The 18,770-nt window shown below is 67.7% G+C and carries 21 protein-coding genes; 11 read left to right on the forward strand and 10 right to left on the reverse strand.

Features of this window, described 5'->3' with window-relative positions:
- Window positions 1-171: 171 nt before the first annotated feature.
- The 10 genes from ACW173_RS17030 (at window position 172) to ACW173_RS17075 (ending at window position 7,661) form a co-directional block, all read left to right on the forward strand.
- A complete protein-coding gene (locus ACW173_RS17030) occupies window positions 172-2,043 on the forward strand; it encodes a PAS domain S-box protein (RefSeq protein WP_492081236.1) in 1,872 nt (623 codons plus the stop codon).
- Window positions 2,044-2,046: 3 nt separating this feature from the next.
- Window positions 2,047-2,670: a response regulator transcription factor gene (locus ACW173_RS17035; protein WP_492081238.1), complete on the forward strand. Its 624-nt coding sequence runs from the start codon at window positions 2,047-2,049 to the stop codon at window positions 2,668-2,670.
- A 76-nt stretch (window positions 2,671-2,746) separates the two neighbouring features.
- Window positions 2,747-3,133, forward strand: a complete 387-nt coding sequence (locus tag ACW173_RS17040) for a response regulator (RefSeq protein WP_492081239.1) — start codon at window positions 2,747-2,749, stop codon at window positions 3,131-3,133.
- 83 nt (window positions 3,134-3,216) lie between these two features.
- Window positions 3,217-4,251: an alcohol dehydrogenase AdhP gene (gene adhP, locus ACW173_RS17045; RefSeq protein WP_492081240.1), complete on the forward strand. Its 1,035-nt coding sequence runs from the start codon at window positions 3,217-3,219 to the stop codon at window positions 4,249-4,251.
- Window positions 4,248-4,697: a c-type cytochrome gene (locus ACW173_RS17050; RefSeq protein ID WP_492081241.1), complete on the forward strand. Its 450-nt coding sequence runs from the start codon at window positions 4,248-4,250 to the stop codon at window positions 4,695-4,697. The genes adhP and ACW173_RS17050 overlap by 4 nt, the downstream gene beginning before the upstream one ends.
- Window positions 4,694-6,001, forward strand: a complete 1,308-nt coding sequence (locus ACW173_RS17055) for an oxygen-independent coproporphyrinogen III oxidase (RefSeq protein WP_492081243.1) — start codon at window positions 4,694-4,696, stop codon at window positions 5,999-6,001. The genes ACW173_RS17050 and ACW173_RS17055 overlap by 4 nt, the downstream gene beginning before the upstream one ends.
- A gap of 90 nt (window positions 6,002-6,091) precedes the next feature.
- The gene (locus ACW173_RS17060) at window positions 6,092-6,235 is read left to right on the forward strand and encodes a hypothetical protein (RefSeq protein ID WP_492081244.1); all 144 of its coding nucleotides are present in this window, start codon (window positions 6,092-6,094) and stop codon (window positions 6,233-6,235) included.
- Window positions 6,232-6,381 (forward strand): hypothetical protein, encoded by a 150-nt coding sequence (locus tag ACW173_RS17065; RefSeq protein ID WP_492081246.1) that lies wholly within the window; start codon window positions 6,232-6,234, stop codon window positions 6,379-6,381. The genes ACW173_RS17060 and ACW173_RS17065 overlap by 4 nt, the downstream gene beginning before the upstream one ends.
- 15 nt (window positions 6,382-6,396) lie before the next feature.
- Complete coding sequence (locus tag ACW173_RS17070; RefSeq protein WP_492081247.1) at window positions 6,397-6,963, forward strand: hypothetical protein; 567 nt, start codon at window positions 6,397-6,399, stop codon at window positions 6,961-6,963.
- Window positions 6,960-7,661 carry a hypothetical protein gene (locus ACW173_RS17075; RefSeq protein WP_492081248.1) on the forward strand — a complete coding sequence of 234 codons (702 nt, stop codon included), beginning with the start codon at window positions 6,960-6,962 and terminating at the stop codon, window positions 7,659-7,661. Before ACW173_RS17070 ends, ACW173_RS17075 begins: the two co-directional genes overlap by 4 nt.
- A gap of 50 nt (window positions 7,662-7,711) precedes the next feature.
- On the opposite strand, the gene ACW173_RS17080 is transcribed toward ACW173_RS17075, so the two are convergent.
- The 6 genes from ACW173_RS17080 to ACW173_RS17105 form a co-directional block, all read right to left on the reverse strand.
- A complete protein-coding gene (locus ACW173_RS17080) occupies window positions 7,712-8,095 on the reverse strand; it encodes a c-type cytochrome (RefSeq protein WP_492081249.1) in 384 nt (127 codons plus the stop codon).
- Entirely contained in the window at window positions 8,092-8,595 is a 504-nt protein-coding gene (locus tag ACW173_RS17085; RefSeq protein ID WP_492081250.1) for a DUF2267 domain-containing protein, read from the reverse strand. The genes ACW173_RS17080 and ACW173_RS17085 overlap by 4 nt, the downstream gene beginning before the upstream one ends.
- 83 nt (window positions 8,596-8,678) lie before the next feature.
- A complete protein-coding gene (locus ACW173_RS17090) occupies window positions 8,679-9,962 on the reverse strand; it encodes an arsenic transporter (RefSeq protein WP_492081251.1) in 1,284 nt (427 codons plus the stop codon).
- On the reverse strand, window positions 9,959-10,372 hold the full coding sequence (gene arsC, locus ACW173_RS17095) for an arsenate reductase (glutaredoxin) (RefSeq protein WP_492081252.1): 414 nt from the start codon (window positions 10,370-10,372) through the stop codon (window positions 9,959-9,961). Before arsC ends, ACW173_RS17090 begins: the two co-directional genes overlap by 4 nt.
- Window positions 10,373-10,402: 30 nt before the next feature.
- A complete protein-coding gene (locus tag ACW173_RS17100) occupies window positions 10,403-10,942 on the reverse strand; it encodes an arsenate reductase ArsC (RefSeq protein ID WP_492081254.1) in 540 nt (179 codons plus the stop codon).
- On the reverse strand, window positions 10,939-11,310 hold the full coding sequence (locus ACW173_RS17105) for an ArsR/SmtB family transcription factor (protein WP_492081255.1): 372 nt from the start codon (window positions 11,308-11,310) through the stop codon (window positions 10,939-10,941). The genes ACW173_RS17100 and ACW173_RS17105 overlap by 4 nt, the downstream gene beginning before the upstream one ends.
- 57 nt (window positions 11,311-11,367) lie before the next feature.
- Between ACW173_RS17105 and arsH the strand changes: the two genes are divergently transcribed.
- Entirely contained in the window at window positions 11,368-12,111 is a 744-nt protein-coding gene (arsH, locus tag ACW173_RS17110; RefSeq protein ID WP_492081256.1) for an arsenical resistance protein ArsH, read from the forward strand.
- Window positions 12,112-12,165: 54 nt separating this feature from the next.
- On the opposite strand, the gene ACW173_RS17115 is transcribed toward arsH, so the two are convergent.
- The 4 genes from ACW173_RS17115 to ACW173_RS17130 all read right to left on the reverse strand — a co-directional run bounded on the left by ACW173_RS17115 (window position 12,166) and on the right by ACW173_RS17130 (window position 18,770).
- Window positions 12,166-13,926, reverse strand: coding sequence for a chloride channel protein (locus tag ACW173_RS17115; RefSeq protein WP_492081258.1), 1,761 nt, complete (start codon window positions 13,924-13,926; stop codon window positions 12,166-12,168).
- Between the two features lie 176 nt (window positions 13,927-14,102).
- Complete coding sequence (locus ACW173_RS17120; RefSeq protein WP_492081259.1) at window positions 14,103-14,438, reverse strand: ArsR/SmtB family transcription factor; 336 nt, start codon at window positions 14,436-14,438, stop codon at window positions 14,103-14,105.
- Window positions 14,439-14,532: 94 nt separating this feature from the next.
- Window positions 14,533-17,739: an efflux RND transporter permease subunit gene (locus ACW173_RS17125; RefSeq protein ID WP_492081261.1), complete on the reverse strand. Its 3,207-nt coding sequence runs from the start codon at window positions 17,737-17,739 to the stop codon at window positions 14,533-14,535.
- On the reverse strand, window positions 17,736-18,770 hold the full coding sequence (locus ACW173_RS17130) for an efflux RND transporter periplasmic adaptor subunit (protein ID WP_492081263.1): 1,035 nt from the start codon (window positions 18,768-18,770) through the stop codon (window positions 17,736-17,738). The genes ACW173_RS17125 and ACW173_RS17130 overlap by 4 nt, the downstream gene beginning before the upstream one ends.

Below are 18,770 nucleotides of genomic sequence, written 5' to 3' on the forward strand. Positions count from 1 at the left end.
ATCGATCGGCGCGGCCATCCGGCGATATGCGTAGAATCCCGGATTACGCCGTGCGCCGAGGCTGGATAGTCGGCGGACGGGAGCCGGGAGCGTCGAGGTTGGTTTGTGCCGATGAGCCAGAACGGGCATGATCCGTCGCCGCGCCGCGTGCGGCGCCTTGGCGCGGGGCCCATGGAGAACGCAACCACCTATCGGCGCGTCGAGCGCCTGAGGTCCTATGGCGTGGCCCTGGGCGCGGTGGCGTGCGCCGGGCTTGCCCGCGGTCTGCTCGAGCCATGGATGGAGCAACGCTCGCCTTATCTGCTGTTCACCGCCCCGGTCGTCGCCGCGGCCGCATTCGGCGGCGTCGGGCCCGCCCTCTGCGCGGCGGTGTTTGGTCTGGTCGGCGGGGCGTGGTTTGGCGGTCCCCATTCCCTCAACGCCGACAACGGGATCGAGGCGATCGCTTATCTGCTCGTCTGCGGGGCGCTCATCCTGATGGGCCAGGAGATCGGGCGCCTACGGGCGCGCTCGCTGGCCGGTGAAAAGCAGGCGGCCGAGCGGGCCCGGCAGGCGAACGCGTTGGCCGACCAGCTCAACCTGCTGATCGACGGCGCGGCCGAGTACGCTATCTACATGCTCGACCCGGCTGGGAGAGTCTTGATCTGGAACGCTGGCGCGCAACGGCTCAAGGGCTGGCGGGAAGCCGAGATCCTCGGCCAGGACGCGGCGATCTTCTACCCGGCCGACGCCCGCGAGGCGGGCAAGCCCCAGGCGGATCTGGCGCGGGCGTCGCGCGAAGGGCGGCTCGATGAAGAGGCCTGGCGCTTGCGCAAGGACGGGTCGGAGTTCCTGGCCCATGTCTCGATGACCGCGCTGCGTGATGAAGCCGGGGTGCTGCAGGGCTTCGCCAAGGTTTTGCGTGACGTTACGGGCCAGCGGGCTGGCGAGCAGGCCCTGAAAGCCAGCGCGAATCATCTGCAATCGATCCTGTCGACGGTGCCCGACGCCATGGTCGTTATCGACGAGCGTGGAAAGATCCTGTCCTTCAGCGCCGCGGCCGAGCGGCTGTTTGGCTGCACGGAGGCGGACGTCATGGGCGAGAACGTCAGCATCCTGATGCCGTCGCCCGACCGAGACCGTCATGACGGCTATATCGCCCGGTATCTGGAGACCGGCGAGCGCAGGATCATCGGCGTCGGCCGCGTGGTGGTGGGTTCGCGAAGGGACGGGACGACCTTTCCCATGGAGCTGTCGGTCGGCGAGGCCACGGGGTTCGGCCCGCGGGTGTTTACCGGTTTCGTCCGTGATCTGACCGAGCGACAACGCACCCAATCCCGCCTGGAGGAACTGCAAGCCGAGCTGATCCACATCGCCCGGGTCAGCGGCATGGGCGCCATGGCTTCGACCTTGGCCCATGAGCTCAATCAGCCGATCACCGCGGTGGCCAACTATGTGGAGGCGGTGCGCGACCTCCTGGCGACCCCTAATCCCGAGGATGCGCCGATGATCCGGGAGGCGCTCGGCGAAGCGGCGGCCGAGGCGATGCGCGCGGGCCATATCGTTCGGCGACTGCGTGACTTCGTGGCGCGGGGGGAGGTGGAACGATCGGTCGAGAACGTCGAGACCCTGGTGCGCGAGGCCGCGGCGCTTGGCTTGATGGGCGCCCGGGATGAGGGCCTTGAGGTGGTGTTCGAGCTTTCGCCGGATGTCGGCGCGGTGCTGGTCGACAAGATCCAGATCCAGCAGGTGCTGATCAACCTCGCGCGCAATGGCTTCGAGGCCATGATCGGACGCGAACGGCCAACCCTTTGGCTGACCAGCGCCGTCGACGCGGCGGGCATGGCCAGGATCACCGTCGCCGACAATGGCCCCGGCGTCGCGCCGGCCCTGGCCGAGCAGTTGTTCAGCGCCTTCGTGACCACCAAGGCCGACGGGATGGGCCTGGGCCTTTCGATCTGCCGCACGATCGTCGAGGCCAACGGCGGTCGCATCTGGTACGAGCCCGCGCCCGGTGGCGGCGCGCGCTTCCATTTCACTCTCGTCAGGGCGGATACGGAGTAGTCGATGACTTCCAGGCGTCTCATCCACATCGTCGACGACGAGGAAGCCATCCGCCGGTCGGCCGGCTTCATGCTCAAGACCGCCGGTTACGCCGTGGCGGTCTACAGCTCTGGCCAGGCCTTCCTGCAGGCCGCGCGTGACGCCGAGCCTGGCTGCGTGCTGCTGGATGTGCGCATGCCGGGGATGGACGGCCTGGAGGTCCAGCAGCAGATGATCGAGCGCGGCGTCGCCATGCCGGTCGTCGTGCTGACCGGGCACGGCGATGTCGCGATCGCGGTGCGGGCGATGAAGGGCGGCGCCGTCGACTTCATCGAAAAGCCATTCGAAAAGGCGGTCCTGCTGGCGGCGGTGACGACCGCCTTCGAGCGCCTCGACGACCGGGAAGGGCGGGCGGCCCACACCCAGGCCGCCGCCGTGGCGGTGGCGGGACTGACGGGCCGCGAACAGGACGTGCTTAGAGGAATGGCGCAGGGTCTGCCCAACAAGACCATCGCCTTCGATCTCGGCATTTCGCCACGGACCGTCGAGGTGCATCGCGCCAATCTGATGGCCAAGCTGCAGGTCAAGAGCTTGTCGGAGGCCCTTCGCATCGCGTTCGCGGCGGGCTTGAGCAGCCCAGCGCCCTAGGGGGTCTACGTAGCGACCCGGATTGTCGACCATGCCATGCCAAGGCGTCGCGCCCGGCGCGTCTTTTGAGCCCGACATGTCAAAGACCTCGACATCCAGACGACCGCGACTCCTCTTGGTGGAGGACGACACCGCTGTGCGCCGAGCGCTGCAACTGCTCCTGACGGGTCGTGGGTTCGAGGTTCGCGCCTACGGATCGGGCTTGGCCCTGTTGGCCGATCCCGAACGTTTGGCGGCGGACGCCTTGGTGGCCGACTACCGCATGCCCGACCTCGACGGCCTGATGATCCTACGGCGGTTGCGCGACGAAGGCTGGAATGGCCGGGCCCTGCTGATCACCGCCTTCCATTCGGGACCGCTCATCGACGAGGCGCTCAAGATCGGCTTCAGTCGCGTGGTCGAAAAGCCCCTGGTCGACATCGCGTTCGCGGACGCCGTCGAGCGGCTGGTCGCCGCGCCCTGAACGTCGTCTACGTATAACTCCCAACTGCCCTGCCGCCGGCCCCGACGTATGCCTCGCACAAGAATACCGTGAGGAGCGCCGTCATGAGCCGAACCATGCAAGCCGCCGTCGTCAGAGCCTTCGGCCAGGCCCTGGTCTTGGAAGAGGTTCCCAGGCCCAAGCCTGGTCGCGGCGAGGTTCTGGTCAGGATCGCCGCCTGCGGCGTCTGCCACACGGATCTCCACGCCGCCCATGGCGACTGGCCGATCAAGCCGACCCTGCCGTTCGTCCCGGGCCATGAGGGCGTGGGCGAGGTCGTCGAACTGGGCAAGGGTGTAGATCACCTGAAGCTTGGAGATCGGGTTGGCGTGCCCTGGCTGCACTCGGCCTGCGGTCGTTGCAGCCATTGTCTCGGCGGCTGGGAGACGCTCTGCGAAGCTCAGCGCAACACCGGCTATTCCGTCGACGGTAGCTTCGCCGACTATGTCGTGGCCGACGCGGACTACGTCGGACGTTTGCCCGACGGCCTGAGTTATCTGCAGGCCGCGCCGATCCTCTGCGCGGGCGTGACTGTCTACAAGGGCCTGAAGGTGCTGGACGCCAAGCCCGGCGACTGGGTCGCCATTTCCGGCATCGGCGGGCTGGGACACCTGGCGGTGCAGTACGCCAAGGCCATGGGGTTCAAAGTGGCGGCCGTCGACGTCGACGCCGACAAATTGAGGCTCGCGCGAGACCTTGGGGCGACGATCACGCTCGACGCGCGTGAGACCGATCCTGGCCCCTTTCTGCGGAACGCCATAGGCGGCGCCCATGGCGTCTTGGTCACCGCGGTGTCGCTCAGCGCCTTTTCCCAGGCCATCGCCATGGTCCGACGAGGCGGAACCGTGTCGCTCAATGGCTTGCCGCCGGGCGAGTTTCCACTGTCGGTGTTCGACACGGTCTTGCGGGGGATCACCATCCGAGGCTCGATCGTCGGCACCCGGCTCGATCTTCAGGAAGCGCTCGACTTCGCCGCCGACGGCCGAGTGCGCGCCACCGTTCACGCCGAGGGACTGCACGCGATCAACCAGATCTTCGAGCGCATGGGGCGCGGTGAGATCGAAGGCCGTGTGGTGCTGGACTTCGAGGATCGCCAATGACCATCCAGATTCCGCGCGAGCTGATCCTCGGCCTTGCCCTGGGCGCGACGGTGTGGACCGGGCAGGTCCGAGCCGAACCCCGACCGGTCAGCCCCGCCGCCTTCAACGGCGAGCGCCTAGCTGCCCGCCACTGCGGCGGTTGCCATGCGATCGGTTCGGGCCCGAGCCCGTTGGCCGATGCGCCGCCGTTCGCCAACCTCCATCGCCGATACTTCGAAGGCGGCCTCGACACGATCCTGGCCGAAGGCATGCTCGCGCCGCGCGAGCCACCCGAGGAGGGCTCGCCCCGCACCCATCCGCGCATGCCCATGGCCAGGCTCGATGACGATGAGGTCGCCGACCTGAAGGCCTATCTCGAAAGCCTTGATCCCCGGAAAGCCAAGAAGCGCGACTGCTACGTCACGCGAGGCCGGCGCGGGGACTGCCAGAAGGTCGTCAAGCCATGAGCGCCTGGCATGTCGAGCCACAGACGCCACAGGCCTCGCGGTCGCGATGGCTTTGCCTGCTGGCGCGTTACGACCAAGCCGCGCCGCGTTACGGATCCTATCCCTCGGCCGAGCAGTTCACCGCGCCGATCGCGCCCGAGACCTATGCCGATTGGCTGGGCGGGATCGATCAGGCCGCCACGGCTCGTGTCGCTATCAGCCTTCCATCGCCGGCGACGCCGATATCCCCGTCCGTGACGACCGATTTCGTTCAGTCCCTGATCGACGAGCTCGCGTTGGTCGAAAGCGCCGTGTCCGGACGGTTGACGATCACCGAGTTGCGGTTGCGGGGCGGCGTGGCGAACCGGCTGTCGCGAGACGATCTGGTCCGCCTGTTCGCGGCGCTGCGCCACGTGTTCTCAATCCGCCCGGCGGCCAGGATCGCCGCTAGCCTCGACCTGCCGACCCTGACCGAGGCCTGGGTGCGGGCGGCGGTCTTCCACGGACTTGTTGAGGCCGATATCCGGATCGATGCGCACGACCTCGACGCCTCGACAGACGCGTCGGGCTCGGCGCGGCTGGCCCAGGCCGTCGGCTGGCTAAGAACCAGCGGCGTTGACCGCATCAGGCTCGATCTCGACTATGGCGGGCCCAGCCAGCGGGCGCGGGACATCGCCGCGGCGGTGCGCGAGTTGTTGACCTTGGCGCCCGACGAGGTGGTGTTGACCCGCGCGCGCTCATGGGCCGACGCGGGGGGCGATCGTCCAGCCAGCGCGGCATTCTTGGCCGCGGCCATGGAGCGGCTGGACGAACATCTGGCGGCGTGCGCGATCCTGATGGAGGCAGGTTACCAGGCGGTAGGCCCGGATCACTTCGTCCTGGGCGCGGATCTCGGCCCTGATGGACAAGGGGCGGGCGGTGTGCTGATCGGCCTTGGACCCCGCGCCGTAACGCGGCTGGACGGGGCCTGTGTTCGAAACCTCGTGGACGAGGTCGCTTGGCGCGCCGCCCTGGCGACGGGGCGCCTGCCGGTTGATCGCGGGCTGATCCTTACCCCAGAAGATCGTCTGCGAAGCGCGGTTATCGAGGCCCTGATGACGCGATGCGTGGTCGATCTTCCACGCGTCTGCGCGGCGCACGACCTGCCAGGCGACCATCTGGCGCCATTGCTCGTGAATCTGAGGGGACTCGAAAGGGATGGTCTGGTTCGAATCGAGGCTGGCCGTATCACGGTGCTGGACCTGGGACGGCCATTCCTGTCGGTGATCGCGCGGACATTCGACGAACGCGCGACGCCGGAAGCGGATCTGACGCCCCCGATCTAACCCGGCGGCGCCGTTATTGTCGCGCTCTTGCCGAAGATCAATTTGCTCGGCGTCCCCTCTGGCAGGGTGGTCTCAAACGGAGGTCCGCCCATGTCGATCTGGCAGTCCATCTTCATTCTGGTCCACCTCGCCGGCTTCGTCGCGCTAATCGTCTCGATCAGCGCGACCACCATCCTCGCGACCAGCGGCCCGGGTCCGATCATGCGCGATCAGCGCGGTGGTGGACGACGATGAGCGCGCCCGATCACAGGTCGCGGCGCTTCATCCTGCTCGCGGCCTCGGTCGTGGTGCTCGTCGTCGCGATGGCCAGTTGCCAGAACTTGCGCCGCCTTCGTCCGCCGTATCACGAGCCGGCCGCGCAGCCGATCGCCAAGCCCTAACGCGAGGAGAGCCCCATGGGCGAACCCGATGTCCTGAGAATGCGTCCGACCTGGGCGCGGCGGGTCGCGCGCCAAGGACGAAGGTTGCTCCGCGCCACGCGTGTGGAGCGCTTCGACGTCCGATGGGTCTTCCCGATCGTCGCTCTGGCGGCGCCAATCATGGGGCGAAACTCCGCGAGCTTCCTGCAAGCCTGTCTGATTTTCGGCGCGGTCGCGGGTCTGTGGGGGGCCCTACGCACGGGTGCGGTCTGGTGGATCATGGCCTGGTGCCTGGTCACTGGCGCCCTGGGGACGTGGTTGGCCTTGGCGGATCCCTTCGCCTTTCCGTTGCCGCAGCACCTAGCCTGGGCGACCTGCGCCGTTCAGGCCGTCGCGCTCCTGGGAGTCGCCGCCCCGGCGACCGTGGGCGCCTGGCGTGATCGGGCCTGGGTCCTGCTGGCCATGGTGGGTCCCATCGCTCTTGGGCTGCTGACCATCGGCGTTGCGCCGGCCTGGGGCGACTTCCGCGCCACCGCGGCCGTCTTCCTGATCTTGGCGTCGCTGCCCTGGGCTTTGAAAGCGCGGCGGCGCGCGGAGCAATGACCGCGAGTTCCTCGAAGCCGCCATCGGCGATGCCGGATGGCCCGCCGGAGGTGGCGAGCCGCGGGATACGCCTCTGGCTATGGGCGGCGGTGCTCGGCCTGATAATCGTCATCCTGGTGGCGTGGCGACTAACCGGATTTGTCGAGGCGCCGCCAATGAGCGCGTCCCCGCGGGATCAGGCCTCCAACGTTCTGCGTGGCCAAATTCGCCAGCAATGGATCGTGCTCAAGGCGACCACGGCGCCGTGCGATCAGGCGGTCGGCGTCGTCGCCGAGACCCTGCCGCCGCCGTCCAATCCACAAGCGCCGTCGGGCCCGGTCCGTGCCGCGCGTGACGCCTGCCGTGGCGCGGCCATGGCGCTGTTGCCCATGCGCCCGCCGAGCGGGGTTCGGGCGGATGATCGGTTGGCCTTCGAAGAGGCCTTGCAGCAATGCCAGTATGTCTACGCGGTGGAAGCCAACGCCCATGCCCGGCTCGCCCAGGTCCTTGATCGCGCCAACAGCGCGCTCGCGCCGGACAAGGTCGCCCTGTTCGACGCCTGGGCCGATGTCCAGGAGGCCAATATTGACGCGTTGCGCTGCGCCAGCGGCTTCATCGCCGCGGCCCGACGCGCCGGCGCGCCATTTGACGATTTCGACCCGGCGCGCAAGGCGGCCCGGTTCGAACCGAGGGCTCGGCAGGCGCGCTCGGCGACTTGACGATCGAGGCCGCTTGTCGCCGCTTCTTCGAGGCCGGCTACCCCGCGCCGCTAAGGCCGGGGCGGAGCTTGCTCCTGGCTGCGGATGAAGGCGGTGAGATCGGCGATCTCAGCCTGGGTCAGCGGCTTACGAGGCATCCGATAGTGACCGACGCTGGAGATGGCCTCCAGCTCCCAATCGAGGCGATAGTCACGGTAACGCGCGGCGACGCTGGCGAAGTCTGGAGCCTCTGTCGCCGGATGATGAGCCCCGACCCCGATGGCGTGACAAGCCGCGCACTGGGCCCTGGCCAGGTCAGCGCCGCGCGCGGCGGCGCCCCCGTAGGGCCGCGACGCGTCGATCGCTGGCGCGCTGGCGCAGCTCGCCAGCAGACCGATCGCCAGCGAGCAGGCAAAGCCGGCCAAGATGGCGGGACGGGGAGGGGACGTGCTCACAGCGTCGCCAGGCTGCTGGGCCAAAGGCTCCGAACCGGCGCGGGCAGCTGGCGCAGGACCTTGATCCAGATATCCTCCGACGTCAGGTTGACCAGGGCTCGAAGAACGCCCCTGACCAGGCTTTCAGTCTCGATTGGAAAGTCATCGGGCAAATCCCGTTCCACGCGATCGAGAAACGCGCCCAGATGCCGATCATCGCTCGGGGTCGTGGACGGCCGCCAGCCTTCGGTGAACACGCCACGCAACAGCAAGGGCAGCTGAGCGGCCACATGCATCGCCGCGTCTGGATTCAGCCTGTCGCGCACCACATGCAACGTAGCGCGAAGCGCCAGATAGGCCTGGTGCTGGTCGCAGGGCGAAAGCTCGGCCGCCACCGCCTTGAGCCAGAGATGGGACTCTCCCAGCGTGGTGTCGAAAACGGCAAGATGGTCGCTCATGAAGGCCTCCCTTTCGCGGGCAAGCCTGCGCTCGCGGCGGCGTTCGTGTTTGCTTGAGATCAAATCCGCCCGCCAAGAGACGATTCTTCGCCAACCTCGCGGTCTGCGCGGATCCGCCGCGTCGTCCGCCCGAGGTGAATGGAAGCTCAGGCGGCGAGTCTCAGCGCCAGCGCGCCCAGGCTCACAAGAAGGATCGGCGTCGTCAGGACGATCCCGACCTTGAAATAGTAACCCCAGGAGATCTTGATCCCCTTGGCGCCAAGCACGTGCAACCACAGCAATGTGGCCAGTGATCCGATCGGCGTGATCTTCGGACCAAGGTCGCTACCGATGACATTTGCGTAAATCATCGCTTCCTTGACCGCCCCCGTCGCGCCGCTGGCTTCGATCGACAGAGCGCCGACCAGGACGGTGGGCATGTTGTTCATTACCGACGAGAGCAGCGCCGTCAGGATGCCGGTTCCGAAGGCCGCGCCCCATACCCCGCCCTTGGCGAAGTGGTTGAGAAGTCCCGCGATCTGATCGGTGAGGCCAGCGTTTCGGAGGCCGTAAACGACCAGATACATGCCCAGCGAGAAGATCACGACCTGCCAGGGCGCGCCCTTGAGCACTTTGCGGGTGCTGATTATCCGGCCACGACCGGCGATCACGAGAAGGACCACGGCGCCGAGCGCCGCCGTCGCGCTGACCGGCACGCCCAACGGCTCCAAGGCGAAGAAACCGATCAGCAGCAGGGTCAGCACAAGGAAGCCGGCCTTGAAGGTCGCCGGGTCCCTGATGGCGTCGCGCGGCGATTTCAACTGGCCAACGTCGTAGGCGGCTGGGATGTCGCGCCGGAAGTATAACATCAGCGCCCCAAGCGTGGCGGCGATGGTCGCCAGATCGACTGGGATCATCACCGAGGCGTAACGGGCGAAGCCAATCTTGAAGAAGTCGGCCGAGACGATGTTGACGAGATTGGAGACCACCAGCGGCAGGCTGGCCATGTCGGCGATGAAGCCCGCGGCCATGACGAAGGCCAAGGTCGCCTTGTCCTTGAAGCCCAAGGCCATGAGCATGGCGATGACGATCGGCGTCAGGATAAGGGCCGCGCCGTCATTGGCGAACAGCGACGACACCGCCGCGCCCAGCAGCACGATCGCGGCGAACAGCAGTCGGCCCTTGCCGCCGCCCCAGCGCGCGACATGCAAGGCCGCCCACTCGAAGAACCCGGCCTCGTCGAGCAGCAGGCTGATGATGATGACGGCGATGAAGGCGCCGGTGGCGTTCCAGACGATGTTCCAGACGGTGGCGATGTCGCCGAGATGAACAACGCCGGTGGCCAGGGCCAACGCCGCGCCGATGCTGGCGCTCCAGCCGATGCTGAGGCCCTTGGGCTGCCAGATGACCAGGGTGATGGTGAGCAGGAAGATCAGGAGGGCGAGAATCACGGGACGACGACTTCGCCGTCTTCCTTGGTGAAACTCGCCGGCTTGCGGTCGAGCAGGTCGAGCACGGCCTCGGAGGGCCGGCAGAGCTTGACGCCCTTGGGCGTGACCACGATCGGGCGATTGACCAGAATGGGGTGGGTGACCATCGCGTCGAGGATCTGATCCTCGGTTACGGTGTCCACCAGCAGACCCAACCGGTCGGCGGGCGTGCCCTTCTCACGCATCAATTGGCGCAAGGTCAGCTGGGCCTCGCTCGCCAATTCCCGCAGTTGCTCGTGGCTCCACCCGGCCTTCAGATACTCGATGACCGTGGGCGAGTAGCCGGCGGCCTGGACCAGGGCCACCACGTTTCGCGAGGTGCCGCACGCGGGATTGTGGAAGATCACGATCGGGAAATCGGCGTCAGACATGGTTCACCAGAAATGCGAAAACGATGGGGATCAGGCGACGGACGTGTCGGGCGCCCTGGACTGGCCGATCTCATCGAGACGGTGTTGCAGAGACAGGCGGTCCAGCGACGCCATCGGCAGCGCGCAGAAGAGGGTGATGCGGCTGTTGAGCTGACGGTAGGCGTCGGCGAACGCCAGGGCGATCTCCGCCTCTGTCCCTTGGGTCGAGCCTGGATTGGGAATGCCCCAATGAGCGGTCATCGGCTGGCCTGGCCAGATCGGACAAACCTCGCCGGCGGCGTTGTCGCAAACCGTGAACACGAAATCGAGCTCGGGGGCGTTGGGATTGTTCAGGATCGCGAACTCGTCCCAGGCTTTGGATCGCAGGTGGTCGGTCTTGTAATTCAGGTGTTGCAGCAGGCTGATCGCGCGGGGATCGAGGACGCCGCTCGGCGTCGAGCCGGCCGAATAGGCGTTGAAGCGTCCAGCGCCGACCCGATTCATGATCGACTCGGCCATGATCGAGCGCGCCGAGTTGTGCGTGCAGAGGAAGAGGACGTTGAGCGGGCGGTGGTGCGTTTCGTCGGTCATGCCGTCTCCAATCCGGTAAGGCAGGTTCCATCGCAGTCGGCCGCCCTGGCGACGATATCGCCGAGTGGCGCGCAGATTTCCGAGTTCCCGTTGCAGCAGTCTTCCATCAGGTAGCCGAGCAGGCCGCTCATCGCCGCGTAGTCGGCCGAATAAATGATCGACCGGCCCTCACGGCGCGAACCGATCAGGCCCGCGTGCGACAGCACGTTGAGGTTCGCCGACAGACTGTTGGGCAGCATGGTCAGCCGGCGCGCGATCTCGCCGGCCGCGATTCCAGCCGGACCGGCCTTCACCAGCAGGCGGAAGATCGCCAGCCGGCCTTCATGGCCGAGGGCGGACAGGCTCGTCGCGGCGGCTTTCGATTCCATATTTCCAATATGATCGAAATATGAGACCGATCAATGACGAATGTTGGAGTTGATTGCATGATCGAGTTCCCCGCCCTGCAGCCGCGGTTCCTGGCGGCGATCGACCAGGAAAAGCTGGAGGTGACGGCGCCGTCCGCGCATCCGCCGCGTATCCTGCTGCTGTATGGCTCGCTGCGGGAGCGCTCGTTCAGCCGGCTGCTGACCGAGGAGGCCGCCCGCATCCTGCGGGCCTTGGGCTGCGAGACCCGGATCTTCGACCCGCGCGATCTGCCGCTCCCCGACGCCACCGGGCCCGACCATCCCAAGGTCCAGGAGCTTCGGGCGCTCTCGCTGTGGTCGGAGGGGCAAGTCTGGTGCAGCCCCGAGCGGCACGGCGCCATCACCGGGATCATGAAGGCCCAGATCGACTGGATCCCACTGGAGATCGGCAGCGTACGGCCGACCCAGGGCCGGACCCTGGCGGTGATGCAGGTGAGCGGCGGCTCGCAGTCGTTCAATGCGGTCAACACCCTGCGCCTTCTGGGACGCTGGATGCGGATGATCACCATCCCCAACCAGTCTTCGGTGCCCATGGCGTACAAGGAGTTCGGCGACAACAACCGCATGAAGCCTTCCGCCTACTACGACCGCGTCGTCGATGTGATGGAGGAACTGGTGAAGTTCACCCTGCTGACCCGCGACAGGGCCGGCTATCTCGTCGATCGTTATAGCGAGCGGAAGGCCGATGGACGCATTGCCGAGCATGTCGCGCTTGGCGCCGCGGCGATGAGCCATGAGACCCCGAAGGCCGAGACCGGATGACCAATCCTAGGCTCATGACGCGTGTCGCCACGGTCGCCGACGCGTTTTCGCCGACTAGGTCTCGCCGGTCAGATCCCGCCGCACCTTTTCCAGTTCTTCGGCATAGCGGCGCGTGGCGTGGGCCTCGGACACCAGGCCGATCACGCGCCGATCGGCGTCGACCACGGCCAGCTCATCGGCCTCGGTGCTGTCGAACGCGCGCATCACATCCTTGATCGACTGCTCTGGCGTCAGGGCCGCGTCCGGATTGACCGCCAGCACCGACACCGGTCGCTCCTCGCCGCCCGGGTCGGCATAGGCCAAGGCGGTGACGATCACCCCGGCGTAGCGCTCGGCCTCGTCGACCATCACCACCCGGCGCGTCGAGCCGAGGGGAAAGCGTCGGCGAAACTCGGCCAAGGTCGTCGACGCTGGTGTGGTCCGCACGTCCTTGCGCATCATCCGCCCCGCGGTCAGCGGCCGCAGCCAGCTGACATCGTGGGCGCTGCGGATGGTTTCGCCGCGCAGGTGCAGCCGCCAGGTCGAGAAGGAATAGCCGAAGGTTTCGCGCACGATGGTGCTGGCGATCAGCGAGGCGACCAGAGCCGCGGCCGTCACCGTGAAATCCCGCGTCGCCTCCAGCACGAGAAACGACATGGTGAAAGGCCCGCCGACCACCGCCACGGCCAAGGCCGCCATGCCGACCAAGGCCGCCACTGTCGGGTCAAGGCCCGGCAGCCAGGGGACCGCTACCGACAGAGCCGAGACTATCTGGCCGATCAGGGCGCCCAGGAAAAGCGAGGCGAAGAAGAGGCCGCCCCGGAAGCCAAAGCTCAAGGACAGCACCGAGGCCAGCGCCTTGAGGACCAGCAGCATTAGCAGCGCCCTGAGACCAAGGTCCGAGATCAGGTCAAGGTGCAGCGCCCCATGTCCGGACGAAAGGATCTGGGGCGTGATCACCGCTAGGCCCGCCAGTGCGACGCCCCCCGCGGCGGGCCGCCATCCCCGCGGCAGGCCGCTGCGAGCCACGCCCCGCTCGGCCAAGGCCACCAAGCGCATCAGACCAATACCGGCCGCCGCGCAGACCAGTCCCAGGAGCGCGTAGAGGCCATAATCGAGCCAGGATTGAACCGCGGGTGTCGTCGTTCTCAACAGATAGGGAATGGCGCCCATCCGGCCCGCCACCAGCGCCGCGGCCAGGGCCGCGGCGGCGACCGGCGCCAAGTTGGCGACGGTGTAGGCCCCGATAACGATCTCGAAGGCATAGAAGGCGCCGGTGAGGGGCGCGCCGAACGCCGCGGCGATGGCCGCGCCGGCGCCAGCTCCCACCAGGGTGCGCATGTCCGCGCGTCGCAGGTTGAGCTTCTGGCCCGCGAACGAGGCGACGGCCGCGCCGGCCTGCGCGTAGGCCGCCTCGAGCCCCACCGAAGCGCCAAAGCCGTTGGAGATCAGGGTCTGCGCACAGATGAAGGCGCTGTCCTTGAGCGACAGGCGCCCACCGTGCAGCGCGTTGGCCTCGACCGGGTCGACCGCCGGTCGGGGGCGATAGGACAGCCATGCCCAGGTCAGCAGGCCAAGCACCAGGCCGCCCACCGGAATCGACAGGGCCCGCCAGGGCGCGATGGCGCTCTGGGCGCTCAGTCGCTCGTCCAGGCCGATGCCGAACAACAGGCCCTGGAGCCCATGGGCGAGCTTGGCCTGCAACACCGCCAGCGCCCCCGCCGCCACACCGATCAGGACCGCCACGGCGATCAGCCACAGTTCGCTCGACCGGGTGCGCCGCCGTAGCCAACCCAGCCAGCGCGTCGAGGATGGAGCGGGCAGGGGAAGTGGCATGACGGGCTCTAGAAGGGCGGATCGGCAAACCCAGGCCGCGCGCCAGTCGCGCCCGCGGGAAGATCCGCGAGCGGCTTGCCAGGCTTCCCGACCGGCGCGAGTTCTACTGCCGCACTGCCTAGACGGTGCGGGAAGACCTCGTCAATGAGGCGGGGCATTAAGCCCCGAGGCCGAGATCAGGCCTTCGCTTGGCCGCGGTAGACATCGCATAGGGTTTCCAGCACCCGCACAGCGGCCGGATCGTCCAGCCTGTAGAAGATGGTCTGGGCTTCGCGCCGGGTGGCGACAAGGCCCTCGGCGCGCATTTTGGCCAAGTGCTGGGAGGTCGCCGACTGGGCCAATCCCACGTGCGTCGCCAGATCGCCGACCGAAGCCTCGCCGTCGATCAGACGGCAGAGGATCAGCAGGCGTTGCTCGCTGGCCAGAAGCTTGAGAAGGCGCGCAGCGGACTGGGCGCTGGCGGCCAGATCCTGGGCGTCTTCGGCCGGCGAGGCGAGGGCGAGCTTACTCATATTCCTAATGTAGAAGATACGCATAGACGTTCAAGGGCCTCGCGGCGGTCCGCCTCGGGGCGCGCGGGGGCGCGGAACGGCGACCTCTTCGGGGTCACGACTCCTTGGCGGGCGATGGGAGGCCGTCATCGCGCAGGACGACGTAGATGGCGGGAATGACCAGCACGGTCAGCACCGTCGATGAAGCCAGGCCGAACAGCAGCGAAATCGCCAGTCCCTGGAAGATCGGATCGAACAGGATCACCGCCGCGCCGATCATGGCCGCCAAGGCGGTCAGGGCGATCGGCTTGAAGCGGATCGCCCCGGCCTCCAGCAGCACTTCGCGCAGCGGCCGAGCGCCGGTCTGGCTATGGCGGATGAAGTCGACCAGCAGGATCGAGTTGCGCACGATGATCCCGGCCAGGGCGATGAAACCGATCATCGAGGTGGCGGTGAAGGGCGCCTTGAACACGATGTGGCCAATGACGATGCCGACCAGGGTCAGGGGGATCGGCGTCAGGATCACCAGCGGCAGGCGGAAGCTCTTGAACTGGGCGACGACCAGCACGTAGATGCCCAGGATCGCCACCCCGAAGGCCGCGCCCATGTCGCGGAAGGTCACCCAGGTGATCTCCCATTCGCCGTCCCACAGCACGGTGGGTTTGCTCTCGTCGACCGGCTGGCCGTTCATGCGGATGTCGGGCTTGGGCAGATCGCCCCAATCCGTGGTCTTGATCGCCCGGTCGACGGCCATCATGCCGTAGATCGGCGCCTCATAGGCGCCGGCCAGTTCGGCCATGACCATGTCGACGTCACGGCCATCGCGGCGGAAGACGTGGGTCGAGCCAGTTTCCTGGGTGGCGGTGACCACCTCGCCCAGTTCCACCAGTCGGCCGGCCTGGTTCCGGGCGACGGGCAGCGCCGCCAGGTCTTCGCCCCAGCTGCGCGCCGACTGTGGCAGGCGCACCGAGATTTCCAAAGGATCGCGCCCCTCGCCGCGATGCGCATAACCGACGACCTGACCGCCGAAGGCCGCGCCGATTGAATCCAGCACCTGCCGGTCATCGACCTTCAGGGCTTCGAGTCGATCGCGGTCGGGGACCAGGCGCAGGCCAGGGCGGGCCTGGCCATAACTGTCATCGATGTCGACGATGTAGGGCACCGCCTTGAAGGCGGCCTTCACCCGCTCGGCCACGGCGCGTCTAGTCTTGGCGTCGGGGCCGTAGATCTCGGCTAGCAGGGTGGCCATCACCGGCGGTCCGGGAGGGGCCTCGACCACCTTGATCGACGCGCCGGCGGGGAGGGTGACCTTGGCCAGGCGTTCGCGCAGGTCCAAGGCCACGATGTGACTGGAGCGCTTGCGTTCGCCCTTCTCGGCCAGGGTCACCGACAGATCCCCCTGGTCTGGGCGGTTGCGCAAATAATAGTGACGCACCAGGCCGTTGAAATTGAACGGCGAGGCGGTTCCCGCATAGGCGTCGATCGCGGTGACTTCCGGGAGAGAGCGCGTGATGACCGCCGCGTCCGACAGAGCCCGGCCGGTCGCCTCCAGCGACGTCCCTTCCGGCATGTCCAGGACGACCTGCAGTTCGGACTTGTTGTCGAACGGCAACAGCTTCACGGTCACGGTCTTGGTGGCGAACATGGCGCAGGCCAGCAGGGTGGCCAGGCCCACGCCGATCAGGAAGGTCCAGGCGCTCTCGCGGGTCGCGATCACCCGGCCGGCGACGCGGCGATAGAGCGCGCCCAGCTTGCCCTCGCCGTCGTGAGCATGTCCGCCGGCCGCCAACGTCTTGCGGGCGAAGCGCACCATCAGCCAGGGCGCGATGACCACGGCGACGAAGAACGAGAACACCATGGCCGCCGAGGCGTTGACCGGGATCGGGGCCATGTAGGGGCCCATCAGGCCCGACACGAACAGCATCGGCAGCAGGGCCGAAACCACTGTCAGGGTGGCGACCACCGTGGGATTGCCGACCTCGGCCACGGCTTCGACCGCCGCGTCGATCCGGCTTCGGCCGTCGTTCATGGCCCAATGCCGGGCGATGTTCTCGATCATGACAATGGCGTCGTCGACCAGGATGCCGATCGAGAAGATCAGGGCGAACAGGCTGACCCGATTGATCGTGTAGCCCATCAGGTTGGAGGCGAAGAGGGTCAGGAGGATGGTGGTTGGAATGACCACCGCGGTCACCGCCGCCTCGCGCCAGCCGATGGCCAGGCCGATCAGCACCACGATGGACAGGGTCGCCAGGCCCAGGTGGAACAGGAGCTCATTGGCCTTTTCGTTGGCCGTGGCCCCGTAGTCGCGGGTGATGGCCACGTCCAGACTATCGGGCAGCAGCGAGCCTCTCAGGGCCTCGACGCGCGTCAGCACCGCCCGCGAGACAACCACGGCGTTGGCCCCCTTGCGTTTGGCGATGGCCAGGCTGACGGCGGGGGCTTGGCTCCAGGCGCCGTCGATGCGGGCGTAGCGCCAGACGCGGGCCTGGTCCTCGCGGGGGGCTTGGATGACGTCGGCGACGTCGCGGACATAGACTGGCTGGCCGCTGGCCGAGGGCAGGGCCAGCAAGCCTATGTCGACGGCGTTGGTCAGGCCGCGGCCGGCCGTGACGTCGATCGCCTGGCCGCCGCCGCGAACCTGGCCGGCGGGAAAGGCCCGGTTGGCCTGGCGCACGGTGTCGACCAGCGCGCCAAGCGACACGCCATGCTGGGCCAGGCGCGCGGGATCGGGGGCGACGCGGATTTCGTCTGGCCGTCCGCCGACGATGAAGCTTAGGCCGACATCATCGACCTTGGCGACTTCGGTGCGTAGCTTGCCGGCCAGTTCAAACAGCGCCTGATCGGTCCATTGGCCGGCGGCGCCGGCTTTGGGTGACAGAGTCAGCACCAGGCTAGGCACGTCGTTGATGCCGCGGGTCTGGATCAGGGGCTCGGCGACGCCGGCCGGGATGCGATCATAGTTGGCGCGGATTTTTTCGTGGATGCGCACCGCCGCGGCGTCGGGATCGACCCCGACCTTGAAGCGCGCGGTGACCATCACCTGGTTGTCGTCGGCGAAGGTGTAGACGTGCTCGACCTCGGCGACGCTCTTGACGATGGTCTCCAGTGGCTTGCCGACCAGTTCGATGGCGTCGGGCGCGCGCAGACCGGGCGCGGCGACCATGATATCGACCATGGGGACGCTGATCTGCGGCTCCTCCTCGCGTGGGATCGAGATCAGGGCCAGCAAGCCGACGGCGATCGCCGCCAGCAGGATCAGCGGTGTCAGGGGCGACTTGATCGACGCCTTGGTCAGGCGTCCCGAAAGGCCCAGGTTCATCGGCCGGCCTCCGCCGGGCTCAGCACGTCGCCGATGCGCAGGCCCGAGAGAATCTCGACAGTATCGGCGGCGGGGCCCGCGCGAGTCTGGATCGGCGATTCCGAGATCGCGCCATCGGCCCCGACCAGTCGGGCGTAATCGACGCCAAACCGTGTGGCGACATAGCGCCTGGGAATGACGATCGCCTGGCGCTCGCCGATCTTGATGACGGCGCGCACACGGCGGCCGATCAGGTCGTCGGGCAGATTGGGGGCGGTGACGTCGGCGGTGACCTGGCCGTCGGTGATCGACGGATAGATCTGGGTGATGGTCCCGCGCCCGGCGGCGCCCGGCAGGTCCCCGGCGGCGAGATCGACCTGGTCGCCGACCTTCAGGGCGCGCGCCTGGCCTTCCGGCAGTTCGATGCGAACGACAAGTGGGCCGGCGGTGATCTTGGCGACCGCCTGGCCGGGCGTCACCACCGAACCGACTGGCAGATCGGCGACCAGGACACGACCCGAGGCCGGCGCCAGGATCGCGCCTTGGGCGCCCAGTTCGGCGCTGGCCCCGCGCTGGGCGCGCGCCGCCGACAGGTTCGCGTTGGCGGCCTTGGCCTGCGCCTCGACCTGATCCAGCCGCGCCTGGGCATAGACGCCATGCGAGAAGAGATCGCGGGTGCGGGCCAGATCGGCCTGGGCGCGGGCGGCCTCGGCGGCCGCGGCGGCGACCTGGGCGTCGAACGCTCCGGTCTGCAGGCTCAGCCGGTCATCCTTGATGCGACCAATGAGCTGACCCTGGCGAACGACATCGCCTTCCTTGACGCCCAAGGCCGCCAGGGTCCCGGAAATCCGCGCCCGGGCCTCGGCCATGTCGCGCGTGGTCAGGGTGGCGGGAACCGGCTTCAGGTCGGCCACGAGCTGGGCGCGGATCGTCAGGCGATCGGCCTTCGGCGTCGCCTTGACCACCGGCGCCGGAGGCGACTTGGACTCGCTGCACGCGCTAAGCAGCAGGGCCGCCCCCAAGGCGCTGATCAGATATGGCCGCGCCGTCAT

The organism is Caulobacter sp. ALps2, assembly GCF_058681635.1.

What these genes read in the sequence shown, in the direction of transcription:
- ACW173_RS17060 (WP_492081244.1), top strand. Translation starts at nt 6,092, where the DNA reads ATGTCGATCTGGCAGTCCATCTTCATTCTGGTCCACCTCGCCGGCTTC.
- ACW173_RS17065 (WP_492081246.1), top strand. Translation starts at nt 6,232, where the DNA reads ATGAGCGCGCCCGATCACAGGTCGCGGCGCTTCATCCTGCTCGCGGCC.
- ACW173_RS17100 (WP_492081254.1), bottom strand. Translation starts at nt 10,942, where the DNA reads ATGACCGACGAAACGCACCACCGCCCGCTCAACGTCCTCTTCCTCTGC.
- ACW173_RS17040 (WP_492081239.1), top strand. Translation starts at nt 2,747, where the DNA reads ATGTCAAAGACCTCGACATCCAGACGACCGCGACTCCTCTTGGTGGAG.
- arsH (WP_492081256.1), top strand. Translation starts at nt 11,368, where the DNA reads ATGATCGAGTTCCCCGCCCTGCAGCCGCGGTTCCTGGCGGCGATCGAC.
- ACW173_RS17120 (WP_492081259.1), bottom strand. Translation starts at nt 14,438, where the DNA reads ATGAGTAAGCTCGCCCTCGCCTCGCCGGCCGAAGACGCCCAGGATCTG.
- ACW173_RS17075 (WP_492081248.1), top strand. Translation starts at nt 6,960, where the DNA reads ATGACCGCGAGTTCCTCGAAGCCGCCATCGGCGATGCCGGATGGCCCG.
- arsC (WP_492081252.1), bottom strand. Translation starts at nt 10,372, where the DNA reads ATGTCTGACGCCGATTTCCCGATCGTGATCTTCCACAATCCCGCGTGC.
- ACW173_RS17125 (WP_492081261.1), bottom strand. Translation starts at nt 17,739, where the DNA reads ATGAACCTGGGCCTTTCGGGACGCCTGACCAAGGCGTCGATCAAGTCG.
- ACW173_RS17035 (WP_492081238.1), top strand. Translation starts at nt 2,047, where the DNA reads ATGACTTCCAGGCGTCTCATCCACATCGTCGACGACGAGGAAGCCATC.
- ACW173_RS17070 (WP_492081247.1), top strand. Translation starts at nt 6,397, where the DNA reads ATGGGCGAACCCGATGTCCTGAGAATGCGTCCGACCTGGGCGCGGCGG.
- ACW173_RS17105 (WP_492081255.1), bottom strand. Translation starts at nt 11,310, where the DNA reads ATGGAATCGAAAGCCGCCGCGACGAGCCTGTCCGCCCTCGGCCATGAA.
- adhP (WP_492081240.1), top strand. Translation starts at nt 3,217, where the DNA reads ATGAGCCGAACCATGCAAGCCGCCGTCGTCAGAGCCTTCGGCCAGGCC.
- ACW173_RS17050 (WP_492081241.1), top strand. Translation starts at nt 4,248, where the DNA reads ATGACCATCCAGATTCCGCGCGAGCTGATCCTCGGCCTTGCCCTGGGC.
- ACW173_RS17130 (WP_492081263.1), bottom strand. Translation starts at nt 18,770, where the DNA reads ATGACGGCGCGGCCATATCTGATCAGCGCCTTGGGGGCGGCCCTGCTG.
- ACW173_RS17115 (WP_492081258.1), bottom strand. Translation starts at nt 13,926, where the DNA reads ATGCCACTTCCCCTGCCCGCTCCATCCTCGACGCGCTGGCTGGGTTGG.
- ACW173_RS17055 (WP_492081243.1), top strand. Translation starts at nt 4,694, where the DNA reads ATGAGCGCCTGGCATGTCGAGCCACAGACGCCACAGGCCTCGCGGTCG.
- ACW173_RS17030 (WP_492081236.1), top strand. Translation starts at nt 172, where the DNA reads ATGGAGAACGCAACCACCTATCGGCGCGTCGAGCGCCTGAGGTCCTAT.